The sequence below is a fragment of the Pseudoalteromonas luteoviolacea NCIMB 1942 genome (assembly GCF_001625595.1).
Taxonomy (GTDB): Bacteria; Pseudomonadota; Gammaproteobacteria; order Enterobacterales; family Alteromonadaceae; genus Pseudoalteromonas; species Pseudoalteromonas luteoviolacea_A.
This window is the reverse complement of sequence record NZ_AUXT01000024.1, coordinates 15,878-42,664: the sequence shown is the minus strand read 5'-3', so window position 1 is coordinate 42,664 and position 26,787 is coordinate 15,878. Positions and strand designations below refer to the sequence as shown.

Below are 26,787 nucleotides of genomic sequence, written 5' to 3'. Positions count from 1 at the left end.
AATTCCCAGAGGAAAAACATGGAACCCAATGCACTGAAAATTGCTTCAGATGCTTCGTTGCATCCCGGGCACGACCTAACAGGGTTGCGCCAGCAAGGGGTTGAGCAGCTGCAAAAGTTGGCACCTGAAACTTGGAGTGATCATAACCTTTTTGATCCTGGCATTACTTTGCTCGAAGTACTCGCCTACGTGTTGTCTGATTTAAGTTACAAACTGAGCTACCCCGTGGCGGACCTACTTGAAGTGGACCCCCAAAGTGACTGCCAACCTAATCAGTTTTTAACGTCTGAAGCGGTGATGTTTAGCCATTGTGTAACACTTGCCGATTATCGACGCTTGTTTTTGGATATTCCATTTATCAAAAACTTAGTTATTCAGACCAGCGACAAAACGAAGAGCGGTGAAACTTGCTTCGATTTGGTGGTGCAACTTTATAACTATGAACCAGAGCAAATAGCAGAAGTAAAAAACCGTATTCATCTAGTGTTCTCACAAGCGCGATGCGTGACACACCAACTGGGTGACATTGCTTTCTATAACCCTGCTGATGTTAGGCTAGGCATGAAAATGGTGCTTGAAAACACAAATAGCATCGTTGACGCTTTGGTTGATATATTGGCTAAAGTCGCATTAGAAATTTCCCCCTCTGTTAAACGATATAGCGCGACAGAGTTGTTTGCCATGGGGATGTATGTTCAGGATGTTTATCAAGGACCACGGCTTAACAATGGGTACATATTAGACAGTGATCTCGAAAACACGCCAATTAAAAAGTACATATATAGCTCCGATATTCTTGATGTTTTGCGCCAGCACCAAAACATCAAGCAAATTGAGGAATTTAAGTTTATCACCGAAGGTGGCGCACAGCCTGGTTATGAATATTGGCAAGTTGAAGTAGCTGAGTTAGATCCCACTAAAAGCAATTTGGCGCCAGAGCTCGGGTTTTCAAGTGACGCTTTCTTTGAAGGGCTGTCGTTGGTCATTGAAGGTCAGGACTACCACTTAAGTAAGCAAGAAACCACGCAAATAAAATTGGGTATCGCTGCTAAGTTGAATGCAGAATCGACGATTCTTGAGCAGAGTTTTGCACGAAGCGAAGGGCAATATATGCATTTGAGCCGCTATGACTCATTACAGCATGAGCTGCCCAAGACATATGCGGTTACTGAGCAAATGCTCAACCGGGAAATAGACTCTGAACAAAAAGCACAGTTATTACAATTTAAGGGCTACTTGCACCTTTTTGACCAACTTCTAGCGGATCAGCACAAACAAATCGATATATTGCCCCATGTGTTGGCCTTACCTCAACAGCAAAGCTTTGAATTTTTAGGCATGGTCTTAGACTGTATGTTAGCCAGTGAAGCCATTTCTGAGCAGATGCTGCATAAGTTTTGGCAACGCGCAATTTCATTGCCTCATACGCAGTTGAGCCAAGCGGTTACAGGTATAAGTGGTGTCAATCACCTCATTAGGTTAGCCATGCCTAGCTATCTCGATCAAGGCTTACAACAGCAACTGGAAATTGATTTTTCAATTGCACAGCTTACCCGTTTGAACGACAGCGCGGCACACCTTTTGTCTAGGTTTGCAATTAAGCTGCCCAATGCCAATCTGTTGAAGTATCGCGAAGCATTTAGTTTTTATATTAGTGCACTCTCTGGGTGCGAATTGGACCCAAGCCATGGAGAAGATTTATTAACACGTTTGGTATTGCTCCGCCAGTATATCGACAAATGTCGACTTCTCAATGAAATTGGTGCATTAGGTCACAATCGTTGCCGCGGTTTTAACTATTTATCAAAAAGCCCAAAAACTGCACACCTGTCCAGTTTAAGCCAACTTGTTATGCGCAACTTAGGCTTTTCTCACCAAGGGCAAATGCCATTGGCAACACACAATCGAGAAAGCTTTTATTTGCTAGAGGGAGACCTCATTAGCGAACAGCAAAGTGATATCTTGTTTTTTGTGCTGCCTAATTGGACAACGCGACTGAACAATGAAAATTTCCAGCGCCTAGTAGAAAGCCAAATTGTGCAACACGTCCCACTGCATATGACGGTGCATTGCGTATGGTTGCAACGTGAACAAATGAGCTTGTTTGAGCGGCTGTACTACGGGTGGTTAAATTTCTATGGACAGGCACAACGAGAGCGGTTTTTCCAAGGTCAAGAGCACATCGCAAGCGTAGCGACAGACATTGGTGAATTGTTGGAATCGCTACTTTTGGACTGTGGCAGAATTATTGAGCTTATCATTGAGTATGTTTTAGCTAAGCCACAAGGTGGCGAAGTGCTAGAAACATACCTGCTGCAAATACTACAAGGTTATGCATCGGCTGAATTACCTGATGATTTAGAACTAAATGGCGACTCATATCAAGCCATTATGGAAAAGATCACAGAAGTTATCTCAACGCACCCTGATTTGTATCCGCAAGGGTTCAATGCGCAGCAAGTGATTTACCTTGCAACACAATTATGTATCGATCATATCTGTACGCCGAATGCATTTACACAACCAAATAGCAACACGCGATTCACCGTAGGCTATTCGCCGTTGGCTTACCTTAAGCCGATTTTGCCGGTGTCTTTTTCTCAAATTAACTCAAATACAGCGGTAGTTTCGAAATTCATCGTCGCTACCAGCGTGCCAAATCGAATAGATCCTGAAGGAAACGAAGAATGAACAAAGTCAGTGACCAAGAAATTGTAGCCGAGTGCGACTCAACATCTGTGATTGCCAAAAACAGTCGGGCTGAATTGATTGATAAATTTGACGATCTTAAAACGCCAACAGGCGATGATTTTGAATCCCTGATCCGCTCAGGGTTTAATCAAGTTGACGATCCGATAGCCGTCTCGCAAGATGGCGATGAGCAAGAAATCTCTGTTACGTCTGCCTTATCAGTGAGCCCAGACGGTCAAACTGAGCAGTTCAAAGTTGATGATTCTGCGGTAATGGTTGATCATAAACTTCACGTTTCGCCTGATGGTGGCGAGGTGAAAGCATTAAAGGTCGAAGCTGATGCATTGACAATGTACGACAAGGTAAAGGTCGACCGCGATGCAAATGACTTGCTACAAGTTAGCGGTAATGTGAAATCAACAGGTGAACTTAAATCACAATCAGCCAATGTGAGTGAGCGTGTAACAGCGGGTGAGCTCAGCGTGAGAAAAGGTGCGGCTAAGGCACTAGAGGCAGGATTAGATGCAGACAATCAGCCCTACGTGACGACGACAGGCACGCTTACTGCGAAAGAGTCTGTCATTGCAGAAAAAGGCGTTCAGGCAGAATCTTTGAGTGTCTCAGGTGAAGCCGAACTGGGTGGTGTTACAACAGCACATCAACTAACTGTTGCAGAAAAAACAATGCTACAGGGGGAGCTATTCGCAGCCAAGCAGTCTATTTTTGAGTCACATGTAGAAGTACCTAAGTTAGGCGTCGGTCTAGATGAGCAAAGCACAGCTGCTAAGGTACATATTGGTAAGCGCTCTACGGACACAGACGATTTATTGCGAGTTGATGACCTAAATCAGGATGCAACACCATTTATAATTAACCCTGAAGGCAGAGTGGGTGTGGGTACTGCGACGCCCGATGAGAGTTTTCATGTAACCAATAGGGTGTTGGTTGGCACAAGCAAAGACGAAGCCCACATTCTGTTGGGAAATAATGGTAGCGCTTCTTTTGCTGGAAAAGTGGAGATTGAACAGTCTTTAGATGTCGCAGGCAGTGCGGTATTTAGCGCAAATGCTCATGTGGAAACGGCCCTCTCAGTGGGCGCTCATGCGCCGACGGCGAAGCTAGATGTACAAAGTAATCAAGGCGATATTCTTAACCTTGGCAACACCAATGACTCGTTGGTCAAAGTCACGAATTCGCCTTTAGTAGGTGAACAACCAGTTAATATCTGGGCAAACACGCAAGTTTCTGAAAACCTGAATGTAGGTGAAAAAGTGACTGCAAAACAGGCCGAGATTGAAATGACTTTGAATGCCGGTGATACCCATTTGGACAGATTGGATGTTGCTGAAAACACAACGGTTCTTGGGCAGACGCGCACGCGTCAATTACAAGTAGGTGAGCAACCTAATGTGCCGGTTCAAAGTGACGCGGGTGCAATTATTAACACGACGTTAGATGTCAAAGCACACGCCGATTTTACCTCGATTCACGCAGCAGACGTCATTGAGTCAGATGTCCAGGTTGTTTCGCCAGAAGCGATTGCTAAACAAGCGCTAACCGTCGGTGAAAATACGATTTCAGATGATGCTACGCTTACCGTTAAAGGCACCGCTGCTGAAACCCCAGCGCTCCTTGTGAAAGACAATGATGGTAACCATTTAGTACGGTTTAAACATGGCCAAGCAGTCATGGGCAGCTCGGATGCCACATTGTCTCTTGATGTCAAAGGCGATGTAAATACGCCACGACTAGAAGTGACTGAGCATGCTAAGGTCAAGCAAGCAGATTTCAGCGATCATGTGGTTATTGCAAAGCACAATTTACAAAGTGATTGGACTACAGATGCGAAGCTATCTGTTTTAGCGCACAATGAGCAACCTCAAAGTGTTGATATCAGTTATTTTGATGGTCTCAATACGACTTCTTTGATACATGCTAAAGCAAAAAATATCGGCTTTTTTCAAGCAAACCCTCAGGCACAATTTCATGTAGGTGAGGTGGCACTATTCGACAAAGATGTTACTTCACTAACTGGGGTCCATATTACGGATGAAAACAGCGAGTTAGGTGGGTTCAGTGCAATGCTTTCGCAGACTATGGTGGGGACATCACAAAAGTCAGCAGGTTTCAGCGTATATGGTAATACGGATTTGCACGGCGCGTTCTCAATTGTAGAAAACGAGCATATTGCGGTTAACTTCTCCGCGAGCCAGTTGACGCTTATACAGCAGGCAGGAACTCCCATTTTCAAAGTGACGAATATCGCTGGAGACGCTGAGCTGAATGCAGCCCCTGGTCAACTCGCAATTAACCAAATGCTGCCCAGCAATGAGGTTAATTTGGCAGTGACAGGTCGCGCCGATATTGCTGGTCAATTAAATGTCAGCAATAACGGTGATGCATTGTCCGTCGAGGGCAGAACAAAATTGATGGGCCATGCGACGCTTAAAGATGGCTTAGCGGTGAGTGTTACAAACAACACGGGTGACACGCAGCGTGCGGCTTTGCAGGTGTCTGGTGAGTCTCTGCTAGATGGTGAACTGAATGTTACTCAAAAAGCCACGCTTGAACATGATTTGCTAGTGCGGGGCAATACCGCAATCAGTTCAAACTTGGAAGTTGGACGCTCGGTCATTATTGTAGAAGACCTAAATGTTCACGGAGAGCATTATGCTGCTGGGAGCGTTGAGATTCAGGGCACAGAAGGTAGAGATGCGCTGACGGTAAATAACGATGTGAGCTTTAGGGCCGATTTAGATGTTGCTGGCAACTTGTCGCTTGCGCCTTATCAAGCAAGTGCGCGATTGCATATCAGTGAGAAAGATTTCCAAGCGATACGTGTCGACGATCCTGCGGGCAATGTGCAAATGGTTGTAAGCCGCGGTTACTTAGGGCTTGGTATGGAAAGACCTGAGTTTATGTTAGACGTTGCCGAAGATGCGCGATTTAGAAAGGACTTAGCAATCCAAGGTCGCCTCGAGATAGATGACAGCCTGCATGTGAACGAATACGCGAGCTTTAGAAGCAATGTAAATGTCTACGGCACATCAGAACTACTCGGTGAAACGCGCATTGGTGTTGCGATGCATGCATCTGACGAAGATGAAGTGAAAATTCTACGCAGCGCCCAGCTTAGCCTTGAACAAAATCATTTCGAACACGCTTTCGCAATATACCACAAAGGCGCAAACCCGATTGTATTCCAAGACGGTAAAGTGGGGATCCGCAATGATAGGCCCGAAGCTGAACTGGATATCGTAGGTGATGTTAAAGTTGAGGGCGACATAGAGCTTAACGGCGTACTTCGGGGTACAGGTCAACTTGAATGCTTAGATGGCGCGAAAATACTAGGTGATGTTGAGCTACGCTCAGATCTTACCGTGTATGATGACTCTTTGTTCAAAGATACGGTAACTATTGAAGGGCAAACGACTATCGAGCGCAAGTTAACACTCGAGAGTGACGCTGTGTTTGCTAAAAGCTTGCATCTGGGAGGTGAATTCACCACTTTGGGCAATGCGTACTTCAAGGATGCTGTCCATCTAGATAAAGATGCGACAATTCGCGGTAGTCTAATCGTTGAAGGCTTAGAGCCTCAGTCTCAGGTTGCGTTAAAGCCTGCTGTAAATATGCTCAATACGCTTTCAGTGCAAGGTACCGCTAAGTTTAGCGACATGGTAAGAGCGCAAAAGCTAGATGTGCAGCATAAAGTCTCTGTGGGTGATGTACATACCGACATCGCAATGCTGGCTGTTAATACTAGCGAAGGAGAGAATGCCCTTGATATTGGTGTGAGAGGTAATTCTGAGCTTGTATTTGATGGTAATGCAAACCTAGGTTTAGGATGTGCTCAACCGCAGCACAAGCTAGACGTGCAAGGTGATGTGCGTGTTACTGAGCAATTAAAGGTCGAAGGCGAACTGATTCTAGAGAGTCAGCTTCATTTAGATCAAGGCGCACAGGTTGTTGGCGATTGCTCTGTACAAGGTGAGTTGGCACCGACAACATTGAAAATGCCAGTTGGCCCGGGTATTGAAGCGACGTCTGCAGATACTGAATTGGGTGGTGAAACGCCGTCAGATCATGTGATTGCAACGCAAGCTGCTGTTAAAGCTTATGTGGATGAGCATGCATGGCGATTTGGTCGCGGTAAGAAAGTGGTTGCGATCCATAATCAAGATGAGTTCGATGCGGTCTTTAGCCGTGAAAATTTAAACAATATGACTATTTTGTTGTTTCCTCATAATGGTCACAGACAAGTTTCTCGTGCTTATAAACTTAAAAACCCTGTCCAGGTCGGTTCTAACCTAAGTATCATCGGGTTTAATGAGCGTGAAACACGAATTGTCAAAGCACATGTGGGTTGCCGTTTCATTGTTCGTGGCGACCGTGATGCAACAATAAAACACGTATCCATGCATGGCTTTACTTTTGATGGTGCGATCCATGAAGTATCTCGCGAGATGAGTATGTATGAAGGCAATGGCGGTGCGTTTAACCTTCGCTATGTGGACCAAATTGAACTTAACTGCGTTATTGAAAATCACTGCGTTAGTGGTGATGGCGGGGCAATTTATGGTGAAGATGCAACAAATATTGAGGCCAAGCATATTCGTAACTGTCGTGCAGGGCGTCAAGGTGGAGCAGCATATGGCCTGCGTTACGCCAGAATAGAAGCTCAGCATTGCCAAGCAGAGCGCGGTGGTGCAGTTGCACACTGCGATGAAAGCGAAGTGTTGGCGATTAACAATGTTGCTCAGTTACACGGTGGTGGCGCTTACAAGTGTCAGAACTTAATCTGTAAAGGCTTCTGGCGTCGCAATACTGCTCAGAAAGGTGAGGGAGATCATATATACAGCGCTGGTTGTTATCACCTAGAAGAGCAAGAGGAACATAACGGCGACTTCCTTTGGCATGCATTATTCTTAGACAGACCAATGAATGATTCTCGCTACTTCTGGCGCAATGACCACGTGTAATTATGAAACTAGCAATCGCGCAAATAGGGGCTGATATTGATGCCCCTTCATCTCTCATTGACTCAGGGAAATACAGTGTAAGTGCCCTTGAGTCCCTATTAAAAAAATGGCTGCATCATGCAATTAATCAGTTGCAACTAGATGTATCTGAAACTGAGTTGTTAAAAGGTAATGAAGTCTGTTTAGATGACATCAGCATTGAACTACCAGATATTGACTTAAACGCTTTACAGGCAGACCCAAAAGGGTACTTTGAACGCGAATTTAGCCCAGTCATCAGACGAGTGTTACAGCACTCGATTGAGGTACAATTAAATGCACAAAACTCGGCTACAAACACTAAAGCGAGTGAGCTTGTATCGAGTGTGGCGGATATCGATTTAGCGCATTTAGATGAAAAGGTAATAGCCTGTTTAAAAGAGGTGTTCTTTAGATGTATAGCTGAAAATAAACAGGTATTTTTGAATCTAATAGCCTCTGCAGAATGGCCCGCTGTGCGTAATGGTTTTATCAAAGCGATGAGCGTTGATACGCAGCAAATAGCTTCTTTTATTGACGTATTCATTGGTAAATTTATCTCTTTAAATATCATTGGTGTCGTCAAAAAGCTGTCAGAAAAAGAGCGATATTTATTTTGGCTTGATATTGAGTCAATTTACTGCGCAATGAAAAGCAGCCAGCCTCAGCAACAAGAGCGCCTTAAAGTACTGGTGAGCGCTTATAGTTGCTTTGTTAACAATGATGAATTTGACCGTTCAACATTAAATCGAGTGGTAACTGTTTTACTGCGTCCACAAAGTGAGCTGAAGTTGTTGAAAACCTGGTTCGCGATAAAGTCGTCTAGTCAATTGGCTAACGATGACCGGAGCACTTTGACTCGGATTGCCAATGGGGTGCTTACAAATTCAAAAGCAGAAGAGGATTTAGTCTATATTCTCCAGCAAGCCTTAACCCAGACATCTTTAAAAGATGTATTGCAAGAATTTAGCAGTGATACCAGCTTTAGAGGCGTCAACGAGATGTCTTTGGGATCGCAAGAAAAGCTTATGCTTATGCCGCTTTACCACCAGTTTAAGCAGGGTTTCAAGTCGTCGTATTTTGCGTTACAAAAACTTAACAAGCTGTTGGTTGATCGTAGTGAACATCTGGAACTCCCCCTGTTTGATAGCAAAAGGTGGTTTTCTTTTTTTGCAGAAGTAGATGCTTTGGGTGAATTGCCGCAACCTATTTACAGACTGCTTGAACACATCAGGCAAACAGTTATTTATCAAAGACCTAGTACAGAAAAAAAATTAAAAAAGATCGACTATTTACTTAAGCTTGTTGAGCGCGAACTACAAGCAATAAGTAAAGCCCCAGAACGACTGCTTAATTACGTTTATGCAAATAGAATTAGAACATTGGTGTGTACATTCGACAGTGCGCCAGCTGCCATTTTGCAGAAGTTGCAAAATCATTGCAGTGCCGTGCGAATATTGGGTACTCCACTACAACAAAATGTCAATTTAAAGGCGTATACCGAGTTATTAAATGAACTGAGTTATTGGCTGGTGGAAAAAAAGCATGTATTTAATCTGGGCTGTGATGTCACGCAACCGGAAAATGAGGCGTTTGGGCGTCTATCCGAATTGCCTAAGCTTTATACTGACTTAGATTCAGCAACATATGTTGAGCAAGGTAATATAACCGACGGAACAAAGTCAGACACCCAAAATACGCTGGCCTGCGCTATAGAATTGCAAGGACCTCTTTCTAAATTGGTAGCAAAGCAACAAACAAGATATTTTGAGCAAGCTCAGGTTTCACAGTATCGTTTGGCGCTTAGCGTTATTAAACAAGGACTAAACTTAGCAGATAAAGCCATACTTGAGACGCAAATAATAGGAGCCAACACGCAAGTGCTTGCTCTTCTGGTGCGAAAATATGGCGCTGGTGCTCTTCAATTAAGTGGGCAAAACTCAGCAAGTGACGACGTAATCAAAACCCATACGCGCGTTAATCAGCGCTTTGAAAGCGAGGCTGCTACTGAGCTAAGTTCCCTTTGTAATACACTGCGCGGCGCAGTCCATGCTGCCTGTATGACCTTGGAAAAGCGTGCTAAAGCCCAAGAAACCGGGGTTGAAGCGGTAAGTTCGGTAGAGCATGACGCTGTGCCAGATTTACAGTTAACAGTGGATAAAAGCAACTCAGCCATCAAGCAATTAAAGCAAGCTCAATTACTTGAAGTTTTGACTCGAATACGTCGCTACCTTAGTACTCTTGAACAGCAACTAGGCAGCGTCGCAGCAACAGTCAGCCTTAGGGGTATCCATCAGCTAGCAGTTGAGTTATCACTTTGCTTTGTTAGCTGGCGAACGCTATTGAATAAGAGCGAAACTATTGAAATAGCGATGAAAGTGAATCGAACGATAGACAAAAGCTTACTTAAATTACAGCGTTTGCAAAAAAAGATTCATGTCTTAAATCCATACCTCGAAAACTTAACTCAGAAAACGTCTAGTTGGTGGGGCGGGCTTTTACACAGTAGCGTTGACGCGTTGACGAACTTGTACGCTATGGGCAGGGACATTGAAATTTCTAACGCACGCGAACTGGTAAAGGAGTCGAGTTCACCACAGTGCATCGAATTAGATACTCAGTCAGACAAACCGCTGAGCTATGCCCCAACTGATTTATTGATAGACTTGGTTAGTATTCAGTCCGCAAGTTCATATCATGAGGTGCTGCAAACATTGACACATTTCATCGATGGCGTTGAAGAGATGTTAGTCAAAAATAAATTGAGTACGTTACCCAGTCATTTAGTTGAGGTTCAATCAGCTGCGCCACCACTAGAATTGGCAAGGGAAGAAACAACGGATGCATTTGGTGCCCACTCGCTCTTAAATGTTGAGCGGTCAAAAGTGAGTGAGCGGATAAATGATGAACGGACAGTCGACAAGAAAACATCGGGTCAAGACAAAGTAAGTTTAGATCACGAATTAAAAGTGGCTTTTCCAGGTGTAGAAGAAGCTTCACGACAACGCAAAACAGAGCACTTCTATTCGAGTGCAAAGCGCATTGTGTCGCAAAGTAAAGCGCTGATAAAGCGGCTGGAAAAACAAGCAGAAAAACATGAGGCTCGTATTCTTACGGCGGGCTTTTCTCAGTTACAAAAGCAAACTATACAGGCACTTGAGAGCGCTAAAAGCGCTTATCAATCAAGTACACAAAGGCTAGTGAGCGAAGATGCTGGCATTGTATTGTTATGGCCTTTTTTAGAGACCTTATATCGCAAATTTGAACTGCTTACCGAACATGAATCTGGCGATGTGGCATTTTGCAATGAACAGTGTCAGCAAAAGGCGCATCAATTACTTTGCTATTTGGTGAGTACAGATCCCCAAAACAATGAAACCTATGCAATAAACGCATTGCTTGGCTTACCGTTAGATCATTTCTATGAGTATGACGAGCCGTTAGGTGAGGCGGAATCATCAGAGCTCGAACGATTGCTTGAAGTGGCCGTTGCGCGCTGGGAGGCGCTCAAGGGAATGCCAGTTAATGTATTTAGGGAGATGTTTTTGCATCGAAATGGTGAAGTTAACTTGACTTCAAATGGCGTAAGCATTGTCGTAGAGACTAAGCCACAGGATATTTTAATGATGAAGTTACCTTGGGGCTTAGGTATAGCTCAACTGCCTTGGTTAGTTAATGATCTTATCAATATTGAGTGGCAGTACGGTGTGTAATTAGCAACGGGTCCATCAAATAAACTTGGAGCATGCAAGAGAGATCCTTAGTCCTTCTGCATGTTCTTTTCTTTTAAAAATTCACTAATTGCGCCTACGCGCGTTTTAAAAAAAACAATAATAGCGGACTAAAGCAGATTTTGGTCCTTCAACCCACCAATGGCAAGGTATTAAACGGGTTGGAATCACCCATGTTAATCCAACCTTAATTTAAAATGGAGAAGTGTATGCCTGTAAATAATTATTCAAACTTACGCGCCCTGATTGAAGAGCACCAGGTGCGTCAACAGCAGTATCAAGTGGCTGAATCTAAAGTACAATCTTACTTGGATTACAATCGACATAGTCTTTTACAGCACTTGAATAACTTATTTGAAAACAGAGTGCTTCCGCATTTAGAAACAGCGAAGGTTCTTTTGGTCGAGCAAGGGTATACAGCTTCAATTGAAATTGAAAAGCAAACACTGCACGAAGGGGATTCAGCTATCGAAGTCATAAGTCAGGTCACTTTGTTATTTTCGGGTAATCAAACAGAGCCAGATATCGGATTAAATCGATTGCTTATTTTTACGCGACCTAATCATTCTTTCATCTACTCAAAGTACCTCACGGAACTGGTCACTAGCCAAGTTCAGCCTCTGTTTTTTGCTGATGAGTATTACTATAAAAATGTTCCCGCTCCTGAGCTTCATTTCCCTCATTGGCCTTGCCCGCCAAACTTTGAGGACCATAGTGAGTTTAAGTCGATGTTGTCAGATTTTTTGAGCTTAGTATTTTTGCAAATTCGAGGCAAACTAAGTTAGTTGTATAACCGAATGAAAAACCTTTCACAAAAGCCACCGAAATGCGTCAGCAGTTAAGTTGAATCAAGAGGTGGCTCCGTGGCGAATTATCAAAAAGCATTTCAGTATGCGTTTAACTTAGAATCAACAGATCCAAATGGAACCCTGATAGGACTAAAAAATTTAGCCCTATGGCGAACGCTTAGTGTGCATGGATTTTCTCAAGAGGAGATCTCAGCACTATGCGAAGACCTGTACATGTCTGAGCTTTGGCAATTGTTAAAAGGGGCACAAATTTATGATCAAAAGACCGCAGGATTACTATTGCTCGTTGCATCCAAAGGTCTATTAGGCGAGTTACTGGCTGAAATGCAATACTATCTAGGTATCAAGCAAAGTCGGAAAATGTGCGATGCAACTATCGGGCATATCAATAGAATGTCAGCATCAAAGTTACAGCAATGGTTGTTTGCTAGCGTGGCATATTTTGAACTTGTAAGGCAAAAGCAAGCATTCGTTAAAGTGAAAGCAGGGATAGGTCATGCCGAGAAGGATGAAATAATTCCCAATATCGGTATATTATCTGTATAAAACATTGGCTCGACTTGTGTACGGGCTGAGCGAGCAGTGAAGTAGGGGGAAAAATGGCTATAAAATTACCAAATATAGGGCTGTTCACATTTGAACAGGAAGGGCAAGAAGGTGGGCGCTATCATAGCCGCACTCTTCATGTACCTACCAATGGCTCTGGCTTAACTATTGGGCGTGGTTTTGATTTGAAACATCGCAAACCCGAAGAGGTTATCTCTTTACTTTCTGAAGCAGGCGTTTGCTTGCAAGATGCTAAATTACTCTCAACTGCGTCTGGTTTATTTGGTGAAACGGCCAGGGAATTTATTGAAAAACACGGCCTTCAAGAGTTTGAAGTTAGCCATCAGGAACAGGTCAATTTATTTGAACAGATCTATTTAGACATGGAAAACGATGTTAAACGCATTTGTGATAAAGCAGATTGCGTTGAAGCTTATGGCGCGGTGCACTGGGAAAGTTTAAATCAAAGAATTAAAGATATCTTAATAGACTTGAGATACCGTGGCGATTACACACCAACTACGCGAAGAAGAATTCAACGTTATGTCGCACAAAATGACTTGGCGTCTTTTAGCAAAGAAATGTCGGATAAGGAACTTTGGAATAAAGTACCAAGAGAGCGATTTAAACAGCGTCTTGCATATTTGCTCGAAAGCTAACACTGAGCATTTTGACCGACGTCGTAAAGGTTACTAGCTATGTTCTTCTTAGAGGAGCAGAGGTGTTATCGAAAGCTTGTGCCTTCAACCATTTGGGGTTTCGGCACGAGCGATGAATTAAGGCGTGAAGTCGCCTCAACAGCCAAACTATCTAAAGGTATAATACTGATAAATATACACGCCGCCAGGCGCCCATCCACCGGGGCCTGCAATTGTCCAACTTGGCGGACAGTTTTGCCAAGACCGTACAGTTTTTGTTTCCCAAAGTGGTGCTGTAGAGTCACTGTGTGCTGCGGTTAACTTATAATAACAGACTTTATGCGTAGCGCTGGTGCTAACGTTTTCTGTTGCTGTTGCACTCAAGCTAAATGCTGTTATACCTGCAACTAATGCAGCTCGCGTTAATACACTTCTTTTCATCTTATTTCCTTGATTTATATATGCTATATATGGAGGGAGAACTTTTCAGTTTTTCTAAGTAAGACTCTGTAACTAAAACACAAACTGAATGAAAAGTGAACAGTATTAACTTGGGAACTTTTCAAGTTGCAATATGTTTCTATTTTTATATTCGAATTTGGGGAAATGATTTCAGAGGGCGTTGTCATCTATGAAGAGAATTTACATCTATTTTGGCGCATTATCTGCCGGCACTTTGATAGCTGCGTAAGCATCAAAAATAAATTCACCATTGCGGTTAAGTCTCATAGAGCTTATACCCTCACCATGGTTATCCTGCAATACTTGAAATCTTCGCAGCTTGGACACATAACAAAAGTCTAACCAAACAAACTGGCTGCAAAATAGTCTGTAATTTGCTCAGTGTTTAAAAAACACTAAATAAATAGGCTTTAACAGCAGATAAGCGCTGTAAGTTACCAAATTATTTTGTAATAATGCCCCAGTTAACAAGCTACATATTCAGAGGAAATACCTCCTATGGCGGATACAGAGAATCGCCCAACTAATTTCATTAGAAATATTATTGACGGGGATCTGGCAAGCGGTAAACACGCGTCAACCCATACGCGTTTCCCGCCAGAACCAAATGGTTTTTTACACATAGGTCACGCAAAGTCTATCTGCCTGAACTTTGGGATAGCACAAGATTATAAAGGTCTTTGTAATCTTCGTTTCGATGATACGAACCCAGAAAAAGAAGACATCGATTATGTGCATTCTATTCAGGAAGATGTGAAGTGGTTAGGCTTTGATTGGGATGGTGAGGTTTGTTACTCATCAAACTACTTTGACGCTTTATATGGCTATGCGGTTGAGCTTATTGAAAAAGGCTTAGCTTATGTTTGTTTCCTATCTCCAGAGCAAGCTCGCGAATACCGCGGTACTCTAACAGAACCTGGAAAAAACAGCCCACATAGAGATACATCTGTCGAAGAAAACTTAGCGCTGTTTGAAAAAATGAGAAGCGGTGAGTTTAAAGAGGGCGAATGTGTATTGCGTGCAAAAATTGATATGGCGAGTTCATTCATGGTTTTGCGCGATCCGATTATTTACAGAATTCGTTTTGCACATCACCACCAAACGGGTGACAAGTGGTGTATTTATCCAATGTATGACTTTACGCACTGTATTTCTGATGCGCTAGAAGACATTACACATTCACTGTGTACGCTAGAGTTCCAAGACAATCGCCGTCTTTATGACTGGGTGCTTGAGAATATCAGCATTGAGTGTCAGCCTCAACAAATCGAGTTTTCACGCTTAAATCTTGAATACACGGTAATGTCAAAGCGTAAACTGAACGACTTGGTTGAAAACGGTCAAGTTGAAGGGTGGGATGATCCGCGTATGCCAACAGTTGCTGGTTTGCGCCGCCGTGGCTACACGCCTGCATCAATTCGCGAGTTTTGTAAGCGTATTGGTATCACAAAGCAAGATAACATGGTTGAAATGGGTATGCTTGAAGCATGTATCCGTGACGATTTGAACGAGAATGCACCACGTGCGATGGCTGTACTCGACCCGATTAAGGTTGTTGTCGAAAACTATGATGCTGATAAAGTTGAAATACTTGCAGCACCAAATCACCCAACTCTAGACATGGGTGAGCGTGAGCTGCCATTTACAAGAGAAATCTTTATTGAACGTGAAGATTTCCGCGTGGAAGCTAACAAAAAGTTTAAACGACTGGTATTAGGTAAAGAGGTGCGTCTACGCAACGCTTATGTAATTAAAGCGGAGCGTATTGAAGAAGATGATGCTGGCAATATTACAACGATTTACTGTACTTACGACGATGAAACCTTGGGTAAAAACCCAGCGGACGGCCGTAAAGTAAAAGGTGTGATCCACTGGGTATCAGCGACGCACTGTATTGAAGCAGAAGTACGTCAGTATGATCGTTTGTTCAGTGTACCAAACCCTGCGGCTGCTGAAGACTTTACAGCGACGCTAAACCCTGACTCGCTCGTTATTATCGACAATGCCAAGTTAGAGCGATCATTAGCGAAAGCAGATGCTGAGCAAGGTTTCCAGTTTGAGAGACTTGGTTATTATAGCCGCGATAATAAAGCTGAGAAGTTAACTTTTAACCAGACAGTTGGGTTAAGAGACTCTTGGGCAAAAATTGAAAAAGCATAAAGCTTAGCAATTATAATTTGCAGTAATTGATAAAAAAGGTCGACAAATGTCGGCCTTTTTTTCAATATATTCATCATATTAGTTTGAGAAGCGCTGACCGTGGGTAAACAGTCAATTCATAATTTTTATATCAATGAGCAGCAATCTATTTATTTGTTGTCCCACCATGATGCAAAAAAACATCGCCAATGGCTGAACATATGTAAAAAACAGCTAAGTTTACTAGGTTACCAAAATGTTGAATTGATCGGCTCAGGTGCTTTTGGCTTTGTGTTTGCGGGAGTTGAGGAGGGCGGTGCAGAGTGGGTATTTAAATTTTCACGTATTACCCTAGCACAAAGCGTTCGCGACAGGCTTGAAGATGAAGCTTACATGTTGTCTCAAATTGATAACCCGATGGTCCCTGAGTTTTTCGCGTTTGAGCGTGTTAAAAAGCAGGGTATCTTAATGATGGCTCGTGCAAAAGGCGAAGACCTTGAGCAGATTTCAATTAAGCAAGGTCGGTTCAGCGCGCGAGATCTTGTGCAGCTTGCCCTAAAGCTTCGAAACGTATTGGTTGATCTTCGAGAGCGAAAAAACGGCATGTCACCTCAGCCAGTTGTTCATGGTGATATTAAGCCTTCGAACATCGTATGGGATCAAGCCTCAGATGCATTTTCGCTGGTGGACTGGGGAAGCTCTGTTTATGCGCAAGTGGATGTGTATGGTGAGCCAATCGCGAGTAATATTATGGATTTAATGTCGTCTGACGTTGCTAGTACCAATGCGCGAATGGGGGATGTCTACTTCATAGGGGATGAGCAAATGTCAGGCTCGCGCTCTTCTCCTCGATTTGATGAACAAGGGGTCGCTTCGACAATCTATGCATTGGCCAGTGCGCAGTCATGCCGCTTTGGTGCGAGTGTGGTTCCAGCTGCGAGCTTAGGACTGCCAAAGGAGTTTGCTCGCGTTATAGATGGTATGCTAAGTAAAGACAAAGAAGTGAGAGATCTGGCGGGCGATTACTTTATGCGTAATATGCCGACTATGGAAAAAGTATATTTACCTGATCTTGAAATACCGCAAAGCAAAGCGCCTATTCCCTTTTGGATAACGCACTTACAGGAACAACCTGATACTGTAGTGTATAGCTCACGTAAACAGTTTTTACGCAGAGCTGATCACAACCAGCAATTATTGGACGTAAATGATGCTCAATTAGACCGGTATTACAAAGAGTTTTTGTTTGATACTGGAGATACAGAAAAAGCCTTCTTGGCATCTATCAGTCGTTTGGCAAAATACCCCGTTGTGGGAGGATTGAGTTTTCATTGGCAAGAAGAATCTGTGTTTGTAGAGTCTAGCTTGATGCTAAATGATGAATCGTTAAATGCAGCATTTACTGATGCCGTAAGTGCTACGGTGATGTTGGCACAGGGTATAGAGCAAAAGGGACTGTTTAAATGTTGCCTGTTTGATGCTCGCCAAACAATTCAATTGCAACGAGATGACACTGGTGCGTATATATTTGAAAATTTACCGGAGCTACAATATAGCGTTAGCCACGTAGTAGCATCGGAAGTGACACGTCCGCACTCGTATTTTGAAGATGGTAAAGACCCCGATGAGCAACTTAACTTACCCAAGCAAATCATTCAATGTGTATTTGAGCTAAATAAAATTCATCACACTGGCTGTATTATATTTGAGTCATTGAGCGACAGATTGAAAATCCACTATTATTATCGATTGTTGGATGCAGCACAAGAAGAGAAGTTTTCAGCTTTGTTACGTGAGATAATTCAGTATACGGTGAGTATTCAAGATTATGGTGTAGCTGGGTTTATGAAACTACCATATAAAAATACGCGTGAGTTTTCGCTGTGCCCTCGCCAGTCTGAACACTTTTATCCAAAAAACCCAAAAGAAACTGAACCGATACGGTGAATGTAGAAGGTGGTAAGGCGAGCGCTTTCTACCTCAAATAGACTAGTTAATTTCTTCATAGTATATGACGAATTGTCAATTGTAATTCTCACCCGCTTGTTGCACCCTTTGTTCAAAGGAGGAATTATGGACAAAGATAAAAGGCAGGAAATCTTAACGTTAAGTTGGGGGATCCATGACGAAGTAGAGCAGGCAATCGTGCGTCATAAAGCAGTTCAAGGAGACGAATCATGGCCTGAAAAGCAGCGCTTACTGATAGCAGACATGTCCCTTCACTTATTGCAAACCGCGCTTAAACCGGAGCCTATGTGTAAAGATAAGCTAAAAAATAATCTAAATGCGATTTTAACATTGTCGGACGATTTTGTTTCCGAAGTAGATTTAAAGCGTGTTGCTGATGCTTTATACGAATTAGAGAAAACTGTAACGTAGGAATAATTTATCCATAAAAAAGCCAGCATAGCGCTGGCTTCAATATCGAAATAGCCTTTACGCTATTATTAGTCTTCTGACTCAGTAAACTTTCTACAAGCTTCTTCATCGACACACTCACCGTACAAGTACAAAGAGTGGTTGGTCAGTTTAATGCCATTGCTGGTTGCAATTTCAATTTGACGAGTTTCTATGACGTCATCTTCAAATTCAATAACTTTGCCGCACTTTAAGCATACCAAGTGATCATGGTGTGTGCTGCCCGATAATTCAAAAACAGATTTTCCGCCTTCGAAGTGGTGACGAGTCACAATACCAGCGTCATCAAATTGGTTTAAAACACGGTATACAGTAGCAAGGCCAATTTCTTCGCCCTTGTCTAATAAAATCTTGTATACGTCTTCAGCGCTGATATGTTGATTTTCTGGAGATTGTAAAATCTCTAGAATTTTAATTCGCGGTAAGGTGACTTTTAAGCCCGCCTTTTTAAGCTCTAAGTTGTGATCAGTCATTTAATCTGTCTCAATCTAATTTCTTTTACTTCAATTCTTAAGAATAAGCACGAACATTTTCTTAAGAATAACGTGCACGGGCAACAAGTCAAAGCTTGTTTTGTTAATTCAATAATTAATCTTCTAGCTCGCTCAAGCACATTTCGTCATAAACCTGCGCGCACCAAGCTTTAATACGTTGCTCAGTTAGCTCTGGCTGGCGATCTTCATCTATACCAAGACCAACGAAGTGGCTGTTATCCACAAGTGCTTTAGAAGCTTCGAATTCATAACCTTCAGTTGACCAATGTCCCACAACGATAGCACCGCGCTCGGTTACAATGTCGTTTACCATGCCCATTGCATCCAAGAAGTACTCGGCGTAGTCTTCTTGATCACCACAACCGAAGATAGCAACTAGTTTACCTTCGAAGTCAATTTCTTCTAACTCAGGGAAAAAGTCATCCCAGTCACATTGTGCTTCACCATAGTACCAAGTAGGGATACCAAATAAAATTAGGTCAAACTCTGCAATGTCAGCTTTGCTGCTTTTAGCAATATCTTTAACATCAATTAATTTCTTGCCTAATTCTTTTTGGATCTGTTTAGCAACGTGTTCGGTGTTACCCGTATCACTGCCGAAAAAAATACCTACGCTTGCCATTAATTACTTACCTTTATCTATTAATCGCTAATTTCTCTTGCAAGATGGTCTCTATGAGTGCACTACGGCTGATATTCTGCTCTTCTGCCATATCACTCAAAGCTTGATAAAGTTCTGAAGAAACTTTGAACTCTACACGCTTTAACCCTCTTGCTCTATCTCTTTTAATTTGATTACGCTTGTTGATCTTAAGCTGCATCTCCCTAGGTAAGGGATTTGTTTTGGGCCGACCAGGGCGCTTTTCATTTTCAAATAAGTCGATAGTTGTTCTATCTAATTCAGACTTGGCCATTAACCAACACCCGCACCTTGCCAAAACACTTGGATAACACCTTTGGCTATGAAACCAGAACAACCTAAAAACAACACCAGCCAGACGATGTATCGACCAAATTTAGGCACGTCACCCTTCTTTAGAACGTCCTGTATCGCCATTCCAATAAGAAAGAATATACATGCGAGAGCAAAGTAAAAACCAAGAGTTTCAAACTCATTTATGTATTGACTGATCATCTTTGCACTACTAAAACCTTAAACGGCGGCTACTATAGCATATTTATCTACAATAAATTAAGCTGCCCCGCATAAAAATCTCTGACAATTATTGAATAAAATCAATAATTGAACGATTGACAGCTTCTGGCTTTTCGGCATGAAGCCAATGACCGGCACCTTGAATGATTTTTGCTTTGGCTTTTGCAAAAGCGCCGACAATAGCTTCTCTATGTTCTGCCAGAATATAATCGGAGTTGTTTCCTTTTATAAAGAGCGTATCACACAAACAGGTACGAGGTGTATCTATGTTGGATATAATACTAGAATAATTTTGTTCGATAACCGACAAATTGAAACGCCACTGAAGTTGGCCTTGCTGGTTTTTCGCAAGGCTTTTCAATAGAAACTGCCTGACTCCGAGCTCTTCAATATAGTTAGACATGATTTTGTCGGCTTCATTTCGACTTGCAGGTGATTGCTGGGTAACGTCATTAAGAGCGGCAATGATAGTGTTGTGTCTAGGGTGATAGTCTACCGGCGCAATGTCGAGGACGACGAGCTTATCGACGATTTGTTCGTCAAGCATCGCCACTTGCATAGCGACTTTGCCGCCCATGGAGTGGCCAACCAAAATAACATTTTCGAGACCTAGATGGCTTATAAGCGAGAGTACATCTGCCGCCATAACTTGGTAATTCATGTCGTCACTTTTAAAAGAGCGACCATGATTTCTAAGGTCGACATTGATGACATTGAAATTGGGCTCCAGAGCTCTGGCGATGACATTTAGATTTTCTAAAGAGCCAAATAAACCGTGAATCAGAATGACTGTTCTGTCGTTATTTTGGTCCAATCCACTTTGTTTAAAATTGAGTAACATATTACCTCCAAGTTTGCGGGACTATTTTGCCAGTGTTAATTCAAAAATCAAAGCCGTAGAGGAATAAGATAAATTTAGATATAATCCATCGCAGATGCGGTATATGTACAAAATGACAGGACAAGCATGAAAACAATAGAAATAGATGACGAGCTATATCAATACATTGCAAGCAATACGCAGAGTATTGGTGAGAGCGCCTCACAGATCCTGCGTCGTTTATTAGAGTTAGAGCCTTCACAGGTCGATTCGGTAACAGCGATAACCGAAGATGAAAAAGCGGAACCAACTCAACCTGTTCAAGAGGTTGAAGAGAAGCCTGAGCCAGTAAAAGAAACAGCAAATGTGTTTAACATCTTGAATAAAGAAGAGCTTGCTATGCAAAAGGGCGTAGTGGGCAGGTTTTTATTTATTTTGGCTGCATTTCACAGAACACATAAAGCCCAGTTTCATAAAGTACTTGAAATTAAAGGGCGAGATAGAATTTACTTTGCAAAAAGTAAAGAAGCGTTACTTGAAAGTGGGAGCAGTATGAATCCAAAAAATATCACTGATAGTGAATACTGGGTCATGACCAATTCAAATACCACGCGTAAAAAGATGATGTTGCACGAAGTAGCCCTAAACTTAGGTTATTCTCAGCAACAAGCAGAAACCATTCGAGACTACCTATAAGGAAATGTGATGGCAAACCATCCAAACGCAGGCAAACCAGCTCCCAAATCCCAGCTCGCGAATATTCCAAAGCTGGTTTCAGCTTATTATTTAAATGAGCCCGATTTAGAAGTTAATCCGGAACAGTGTGTTGCTTTTGGCACTTCTGGCCATCGTGGTTGCTCATATAATGTGAAATTTAACGAATCACATATTTTGGCTATCACACAAGCAATCTGTGACTACCGCAAGGCAAACAATATTTTTGGTCCGCTTTTCTTGGGCAAAGATACACATGCGCTTTCAGAGGCTGCATTTAACTCAGCAATTGAAGTTCTTGTTGCCAATGAGGTACAAGTGATTACCCAAGAGGGAGATGACTTCACACCAACACCGGTTATCAGCCATGCGATTGTTGGTCACAATAGGACACACCCTCAGGAGCTAGCCGATGGGATTGTCGTGACGCCATCACACAACCCGCCAGAGGATGGTGGCTTTAAATATAACCCGCCAAACGGTGGACCAGCTGATACAGATGTCACGAATTGGATTGAGCAAAGAGCAAATCAATTATTGCGTGAAGACTTAGTCGAAGTAGAGTTATTTCCATTTGCTAAAGCCAAGCGCTCTGGTTTTATCAAATATGAGGACTTGATCACGCCATATGTTGAAGACCTGGCTAATGTAATCGACTTAGACGCCATTGCGAAAGCACGGGTAAATATTGGTATCGATCCATTAGGTGGTTCGGGCATTAATTTTTGGCCTGTAATTGCTGAGCGTTATAACTTGAAGTTGACGGTCGTCAATGATGAAGTTGATCCTCGTTTTGCGTTTATGCCGTTAGATAAAGATGGCAAAATTCGTATGGACTGCTCGTCGCCATTCGCAATGGCTAATCTGATTGCACTGAAAGACGACTATGATATTGGCATAGGCAATGACCCTGATTATGACCGCCATGGAATAGTAACGAAAGACGGTTTGATGAATCCAAACCACTTTCTGGCGGTTGCTATCGATTATTTGCTGCAACATCGTGATTGGGCAAAAGATATCAAAGTGGGCAAAACGTTAGTTTCTAGTGGCATGATCGATAAAGTTGTTAGTAACCTCGGGCATGAAGTCTATGAAGTCCCAGTTGGCTTTAAGTGGTTTGTGGAAGGGCTAAGCGACAAGTGGCTAGCATTTGGCGGTGAAGAAAGTGCTGGTGCATCTTTCCTAAGAAAGAACGGTGACGTTTGGAACACAGATAAAGATGGCTTTATTCTTGGCTTGTTGGCAGCTGAAATATTAGCGGTAACAGGCAAAACGGCGTCTGAGAGATATCGTGAATTAGAGCAACAGTTTGGTTCGCCAAGCTATAAGCGAATTGATGCACCTGCAACTGAACCACAAAAAGCGCGTTTGAAGGCTTTGAGCGTTGAAGATGTGACAGCGACGACACTGGCTGGTGATAAGATTACCGATATTCTAACTCATGCGCCTGGCAATGGTGCAGCGATTGGTGGCTTGAAAGTTGTAACGGAGTCTGGTTGGTTTGCTGCAAGGCCGTCTGGCACAGAAGACATTTACAAAATTTATTTAGAGTCTTTCAAAGGTGAGGCACACTTAGCTGAACTGGAAAGCGCAGCGAAAGCACTAGTAGATAGTGTTATTAGTTAAGTTAATACAATCCTCAAAGGCCATTCATTAATGGCCTTTTCTTTTTTCTATCTCTCATAAGGTGACAGTATGTACCTTGATACATTAAAAACAACAGGCGACTTTCTAACCATAACTCGTGAAAATGAATTTTCACTTGAGCCGAGCCAGTTTACCTTGGCCAATGGTACAGAGGTTAAAGTAATCGATACCGGTGTTATTGAATTCACGCCGAAGTGCAAAACCAGTAAAGACATCGTATTTTCTAGTGCGGTGCATGGTAATGAGACTGCACCTATTGAAATTTGTGATGAGCTAATTCAACAAATTATTCTGGGTAAACTCGAGTTAAAACAGCGTGTATTGTTCATTTATGGTAACCCTAAATCGATCAATATCGGCCAGCGTTTTGTGGATGAAAACTTAAATCGTTTGTTCAATGGCGCGCATGAAAATCGCTCAGAAAACCCTGAACAAGTGAGAGCTGCTAAATTAGAGGCTTATGTACGTACTTTCTTTACCACTGTTGAGGAAGGTCGTTACCGCGCGCACTATGATTTACATACTGCTATTAGGGGTTCTAAAAATGAAAAGTTTGCGGTTTACCCATTTTTGCATGGTAAACCGTGGAAAAAGTCACAACTCCAATTCTTATTATCTTGCGGTGTGAATACTGTTTTAATGATGAGCTCCGCAGCAACTACATTTAGCTATTTTTCTTCAAAGCAATTTGGTGCAGACGCATTTACAGTCGAACTTGGACAGGTAAAGCCGTTTGGTCAGAACAATATGGCGAGTTTCGAAGCTACAAGGCAAACTTTAAAAGCATTAATTAGCCAAGAAGAGGTAAAATATAAGAGATTTAATGCGGAAGATTTCGAATTGTTTACAGTGCACAGAACAATAAATCGCACTCGTGAAGACTTTTCTTTCCCATTCCCCGACAGTGCTGTAAATTTCACTGGTTTTGCTAAAGGTGAATTATTAGCCACCGACGGCGAAAATCAGATTTTTGCGGAAGTCGAAGGTGAGGCAATCATCTTCCCAAATGCTAAAGTTGCACTCGGTCAACGTGCATTGTTAACCGTAATTCCGATGGAAGTAAACGAAAACTTTATTTAACCATATGAAATAAAGGTGTTTTTATAGCCGTATCGAAATCTTTCCAGAATAAAAATGCAAATTATCGGTTATTCATCTAGGATTAGTTGAATAACCGTTTACGTTAACGTAAAGTGGCAAAAGCTTTAATTTAAGTAATTTGCATTTACCGCACTAATTATTCAAAACTCTATTCGCGGGCTTTATGTCGATGCTATTGACTGCAAGTATTGCAAATTGGCGATGACAACAAGAGAAGGTAGGTTATGACTAACCCCAATAACATATCGTTAAATATAAGCCATGCACTCGAATTCATCGATGGTCATGCGCTTAACATTCCAACATTAAAAATCTTAAGTGAGCAAGGTGATATCTTGGATGGTGCTACAGCATCAGAGCTAGATAAAGAAACGGCGCTTAAGATATATAGCACAATGAGATTTATCCGTTTGTTGGATGAACGTATGCAAGCTGCGCAGCGCCAAGGCCGTATCAGTTTTTACATGCAGTGTTTGGGCGAAGAAGCAGCAATCACAGCAAGTGCTGCTGCATTAAAGCAAGATGACATGATCATGGCACAATACCGTGAACAAGCTGCATTACACTACCGTGGTTTCACGTTAGAACAGTTTATGAACCAGCTTTTTTCAAACGAAAAAGATTTAGGTAAAGGCCGTCAGATGCCGGTTCACTATGGTTCGAATGAACTTCACTACTTAACAATTTCTTCTCCATTAGGAACTCAAATTCCTCAGGCGACAGGGTATGCTTACGGCCAAAAACTCAAGCACATTGATAAAGCTTCAGGAGAGTTGAGTTCAGAAATAGACAACGTAACAATATGTTACTTCGGTGAGGGTGCCGCTTCTGAAGGTGACTTCCACGCTGGTCTGAATATGGCGGCAGTGCACAAAGCACCTGTGATCTTCTTTGCTCGTAACAACGGATATGCGATTTCTACACCTGCTGACGAACAATTCAAAGGGGATGGCATCGCTTCACGTGGTGTGGGTTACGGTATTAAAACAATCCGTGTGGATGGCGCGGATACACTAGCTGTATATGAAGCTACCAAAAAAGCGCGTGAAATCGCAGTAACAACAGGCGAACCTGTGCTTATTGAGTCTATTGCTTATCGCTTAGGTGCGCACTCAACTTCAGACGATCCATCGGGCTACCGCACAAAAGACGAAGAAGCTGAGTTTAAAAATAGCTGCCCTGTAGCAAGATTTAAAACTTGGCTACAAAAACAAGGTTGGCTAGATGAAAATGAAGACGAGGCTATCAAAGATAAGATCAGAGAAGAGATTTTAGCTGCGTTAAAAGTGGCTGAAAAGATACAAAAGCCAGCGTTAGAAGAGCTTGTTTCTGACGTTTACGACACACCAATTCCAGCTCTACAACAGCAATATGAAGATCTAAAAGAGCATATCAAAAAATATCCGGACGCCTATCCAGTAACAGCAGGGAGAATCAAATAATGGCTAAGATGAATATGTTACACGCCATTAATTCGGCGTTAGATATCAGCATGGCTGAGCACCCACAAGCTTGTATTTTTGGGGAAGACGTTGGTTATTTTGGTGGTGTATTTCGTGCGACTTCAGGTCTTCAAGAAAAGTATGGTAAGCACCGTGTTTTTAATACACCTTTGACAGAGCAGGGAATACTTGGCTTTGCTAATGGCTTGGCTGCTTTTGGCGCCCCAGCTCTTGCTGAAATTCAATTTGCAGATTACATCTTTCCAGCGTTTGACCAAATCGTAAATGAGTCAGCCAAATTCCGTTACCGTTCAGGTAATGAATTTAACGTAGGAAACTTAACAATCCGTACACCATATGGGGGGGGGATCGCAGGTGGTTTATACCACTCTCAATCACCGGAAGCCTACTTTGCTCATACACCTGGCTTAAAGTTGGTTGTGCCGCGTAACCCTTATCAAGCAAAGGGCTTATTAAGGGCGTGTATCAAAGACGACAACCCAGTGATTTTCTTTGAACCTAAGCGACTTTACCGTGCGTCTGTAGGTGAAGTACCTGAAGAAGATTACAGCATTGAAATTGGTAAAGCTGAAGTCGTTAAAGAAGGCTCAGATGTAACTGTGCTTGCTTGGGGTGCCCAAATGGAAATTATTGAACAAGCCGCTCAAAAAGCTGAAGAAGCAGGAATTAGCTGTGAGCTAATCGACTTGCGCTCGATTTTACCTTGGGATGCAGAAACACTGATCAAGTCAGTAACTAAAACAGGGCGTTTAGTTGTTAGCCATGAGGCGCCTATTACTAATGGCTTTGGTGCAGAGATTGCAGCAACGATTCAAAAGGAGTGTTTCCTGCATCTTGAATCGCCAATTGAGCGAGTGTGTGGACTCGATACTCCTTACCCATTGTCACTTGAAAAAGAGTATGTGCCTGATGCACTGAAAGTGTTTGAAGCGATTAAAAAGTCAGTGGAATTTTAAGG

The 26,787-nt window shown here is 42.5% G+C and carries 20 protein-coding genes; 14 read left to right on the top strand and 6 right to left on the bottom strand.

Annotation, left to right across the window (positions count from 1 at the left end):
• Nucleotides 1–18: 18 nt before the first annotated feature.
• From N482_RS02355 to N482_RS02330, 6 genes are all read left to right on the top strand, one after another.
• On the top strand, nucleotides 19–2,691 hold the full coding sequence (locus N482_RS02355; protein WP_063375557.1) for a hypothetical protein: 2,673 nt from the start codon (nucleotides 19–21) through the stop codon (nucleotides 2,689–2,691).
• A complete protein-coding gene (locus N482_RS02350) occupies nucleotides 2,688–7,670 on the top strand; it encodes a hypothetical protein (protein WP_063375556.1) in 4,983 nt (1,660 codons plus the stop codon). Before N482_RS02355 ends, N482_RS02350 begins: the two co-directional genes overlap by 4 nt.
• Nucleotides 7,671–7,672: 2 nt before the next feature.
• Entirely contained in the window at nucleotides 7,673–11,401 is a 3,729-nt protein-coding gene (locus N482_RS02345; RefSeq protein ID WP_063375555.1) for a contractile injection system tape measure protein, read from the top strand.
• 227 nt (nucleotides 11,402–11,628) lie between these two features.
• A complete protein-coding gene (locus N482_RS02340; RefSeq protein WP_063375554.1) occupies nucleotides 11,629–12,204 on the top strand; it encodes a hypothetical protein in 576 nt (191 codons plus the stop codon).
• A 78-nt stretch (nucleotides 12,205–12,282) separates the two neighbouring features.
• Nucleotides 12,283–12,774, top strand: coding sequence for a hypothetical protein (locus N482_RS02335; RefSeq protein WP_063375553.1), 492 nt, complete (start codon nucleotides 12,283–12,285; stop codon nucleotides 12,772–12,774).
• A gap of 53 nt (nucleotides 12,775–12,827) precedes the next feature.
• Nucleotides 12,828–13,433, top strand: coding sequence for a hypothetical protein (locus N482_RS02330; protein ID WP_063375552.1), 606 nt, complete (start codon nucleotides 12,828–12,830; stop codon nucleotides 13,431–13,433).
• Nucleotides 13,434–13,580: 147 nt separating this feature from the next.
• On the opposite strand, the gene N482_RS02325 is transcribed toward N482_RS02330, so the two are convergent.
• Nucleotides 13,581–13,853, bottom strand: coding sequence for a hypothetical protein (locus tag N482_RS02325; protein WP_063375551.1), 273 nt, complete (start codon nucleotides 13,851–13,853; stop codon nucleotides 13,581–13,583).
• A 519-nt stretch (nucleotides 13,854–14,372) separates the two neighbouring features.
• Between N482_RS02325 and glnS the strand changes: the two genes are divergently transcribed.
• The 3 genes from glnS (at nucleotide 14,373) to N482_RS02310 (ending at nucleotide 18,392) form a co-directional block, all read left to right on the top strand.
• A complete protein-coding gene (gene glnS / locus N482_RS02320) occupies nucleotides 14,373–16,034 on the top strand; it encodes a glutamine--tRNA ligase (protein ID WP_063375550.1) in 1,662 nt (553 codons plus the stop codon).
• Nucleotides 16,035–16,133: 99 nt separating this feature from the next.
• On the top strand, nucleotides 16,134–17,960 hold the full coding sequence (locus N482_RS02315; RefSeq protein ID WP_063375549.1) for a protein kinase domain-containing protein: 1,827 nt from the start codon (nucleotides 16,134–16,136) through the stop codon (nucleotides 17,958–17,960).
• A gap of 126 nt (nucleotides 17,961–18,086) precedes the next feature.
• Complete coding sequence (locus tag N482_RS02310) at nucleotides 18,087–18,392, top strand: hypothetical protein (RefSeq protein ID WP_063375548.1); 306 nt, start codon at nucleotides 18,087–18,089, stop codon at nucleotides 18,390–18,392.
• A gap of 68 nt (nucleotides 18,393–18,460) precedes the next feature.
• Here N482_RS02310 and fur read toward each other — a convergent pair whose 3' ends face one another.
• From fur to N482_RS02285, 5 genes are all read right to left on the bottom strand, one after another.
• Complete coding sequence (gene fur / locus N482_RS02305) at nucleotides 18,461–18,904, bottom strand: ferric iron uptake transcriptional regulator (protein WP_063375547.1); 444 nt, start codon at nucleotides 18,902–18,904, stop codon at nucleotides 18,461–18,463.
• Nucleotides 18,905–19,019: 115 nt separating this feature from the next.
• The gene (gene fldA, locus N482_RS02300) at nucleotides 19,020–19,547 is read right to left on the bottom strand and encodes a flavodoxin FldA (protein ID WP_063375546.1); all 528 of its coding nucleotides are present in this window, start codon (nucleotides 19,545–19,547) and stop codon (nucleotides 19,020–19,022) included.
• Between the two features lie 13 nt (nucleotides 19,548–19,560).
• Nucleotides 19,561–19,839 (bottom strand): LexA regulated protein, encoded by a 279-nt coding sequence (gene ybfE / locus N482_RS02295; RefSeq protein ID WP_023399385.1) that lies wholly within the window; start codon nucleotides 19,837–19,839, stop codon nucleotides 19,561–19,563.
• Nucleotides 19,839–20,060: a DUF2788 domain-containing protein gene (locus N482_RS02290; RefSeq protein ID WP_023399386.1), complete on the bottom strand. Its 222-nt coding sequence runs from the start codon at nucleotides 20,058–20,060 to the stop codon at nucleotides 19,839–19,841. The genes ybfE and N482_RS02290 overlap by 1 nt, the downstream gene beginning before the upstream one ends.
• Before the next feature lie 88 nt (nucleotides 20,061–20,148).
• Nucleotides 20,149–20,922 carry an alpha/beta fold hydrolase gene (locus N482_RS02285; protein ID WP_063375545.1) on the bottom strand — a complete coding sequence of 258 codons (774 nt, stop codon included), beginning with the start codon at nucleotides 20,920–20,922 and terminating at the stop codon, nucleotides 20,149–20,151.
• 126 nt (nucleotides 20,923–21,048) lie between these two features.
• On the opposite strand from N482_RS02285, the gene seqA reads away from it, so the two are divergent.
• The 5 genes from seqA (at nucleotide 21,049) to N482_RS02260 (ending at nucleotide 26,785) form a co-directional block, all read left to right on the top strand.
• Nucleotides 21,049–21,597: a replication initiation negative regulator SeqA gene (gene seqA / locus N482_RS02280; protein ID WP_063375544.1), complete on the top strand. Its 549-nt coding sequence runs from the start codon at nucleotides 21,049–21,051 to the stop codon at nucleotides 21,595–21,597.
• Between the two features lie 9 nt (nucleotides 21,598–21,606).
• A complete protein-coding gene (gene pgm, locus N482_RS02275; RefSeq protein ID WP_063375543.1) occupies nucleotides 21,607–23,244 on the top strand; it encodes a phosphoglucomutase (alpha-D-glucose-1,6-bisphosphate-dependent) in 1,638 nt (545 codons plus the stop codon).
• A gap of 69 nt (nucleotides 23,245–23,313) precedes the next feature.
• Complete coding sequence (astE, locus tag N482_RS02270; protein WP_063375542.1) at nucleotides 23,314–24,345, top strand: succinylglutamate desuccinylase; 1,032 nt, start codon at nucleotides 23,314–23,316, stop codon at nucleotides 24,343–24,345.
• A 245-nt stretch (nucleotides 24,346–24,590) separates the two neighbouring features.
• Complete coding sequence (locus N482_RS02265) at nucleotides 24,591–25,808, top strand: thiamine pyrophosphate-dependent dehydrogenase E1 component subunit alpha (RefSeq protein ID WP_063375541.1); 1,218 nt, start codon at nucleotides 24,591–24,593, stop codon at nucleotides 25,806–25,808.
• Nucleotides 25,808–26,785 carry an alpha-ketoacid dehydrogenase subunit beta gene (locus N482_RS02260; protein ID WP_063375540.1) on the top strand — a complete coding sequence of 326 codons (978 nt, stop codon included), beginning with the start codon at nucleotides 25,808–25,810 and terminating at the stop codon, nucleotides 26,783–26,785. The genes N482_RS02265 and N482_RS02260 overlap by 1 nt, the downstream gene beginning before the upstream one ends.
• The last annotated feature ends 2 nt before the right edge of the window (nucleotides 26,786–26,787 follow it).

Excerpts from the sequence above, each read along its gene's own strand:
- N482_RS02340 (WP_063375554.1), top strand. The coding sequence starts at position 11,629 with ATGCCTGTAAATAATTATTCAAACTTACGCGCCCTGATTGAAGAGCAC.
- fur (WP_063375547.1), bottom strand. The coding sequence starts at position 18,904 with ATGACTGATCACAACTTAGAGCTTAAAAAGGCGGGCTTAAAAGTCACC.
- ybfE (WP_023399385.1), bottom strand. The coding sequence starts at position 19,839 with ATGGCCAAGTCTGAATTAGATAGAACAACTATCGACTTATTTGAAAAT.
- N482_RS02260 (WP_063375540.1), top strand. The coding sequence starts at position 25,808 with ATGGCTAAGATGAATATGTTACACGCCATTAATTCGGCGTTAGATATC.
- N482_RS02310 (WP_063375548.1), top strand. The coding sequence starts at position 18,087 with ATGGACAAAGATAAAAGGCAGGAAATCTTAACGTTAAGTTGGGGGATC.
- N482_RS02285 (WP_063375545.1), bottom strand. The coding sequence starts at position 20,922 with ATGTTACTCAATTTTAAACAAAGTGGATTGGACCAAAATAACGACAGA.
- N482_RS02265 (WP_063375541.1), top strand. The coding sequence starts at position 24,591 with ATGACTAACCCCAATAACATATCGTTAAATATAAGCCATGCACTCGAA.
- N482_RS02290 (WP_023399386.1), bottom strand. The coding sequence starts at position 20,060 with ATGATCAGTCAATACATAAATGAGTTTGAAACTCTTGGTTTTTACTTT.
- N482_RS02325 (WP_063375551.1), bottom strand. The coding sequence starts at position 13,853 with ATGAAAAGAAGTGTATTAACGCGAGCTGCATTAGTTGCAGGTATAACA.
- seqA (WP_063375544.1), top strand. The coding sequence starts at position 21,049 with ATGAAAACAATAGAAATAGATGACGAGCTATATCAATACATTGCAAGC.
- astE (WP_063375542.1), top strand. The coding sequence starts at position 23,314 with ATGTACCTTGATACATTAAAAACAACAGGCGACTTTCTAACCATAACT.
- N482_RS02355 (WP_063375557.1), top strand. The coding sequence starts at position 19 with ATGGAACCCAATGCACTGAAAATTGCTTCAGATGCTTCGTTGCATCCC.
- N482_RS02330 (WP_063375552.1), top strand. The coding sequence starts at position 12,828 with ATGGCTATAAAATTACCAAATATAGGGCTGTTCACATTTGAACAGGAA.
- N482_RS02350 (WP_063375556.1), top strand. The coding sequence starts at position 2,688 with ATGAACAAAGTCAGTGACCAAGAAATTGTAGCCGAGTGCGACTCAACA.
- fldA (WP_063375546.1), bottom strand. The coding sequence starts at position 19,547 with ATGGCAAGCGTAGGTATTTTTTTCGGCAGTGATACGGGTAACACCGAA.
- pgm (WP_063375543.1), top strand. The coding sequence starts at position 21,607 with ATGGCAAACCATCCAAACGCAGGCAAACCAGCTCCCAAATCCCAGCTC.
- glnS (WP_063375550.1), top strand. The coding sequence starts at position 14,373 with ATGGCGGATACAGAGAATCGCCCAACTAATTTCATTAGAAATATTATT.
- N482_RS02345 (WP_063375555.1), top strand. The coding sequence starts at position 7,673 with ATGAAACTAGCAATCGCGCAAATAGGGGCTGATATTGATGCCCCTTCA.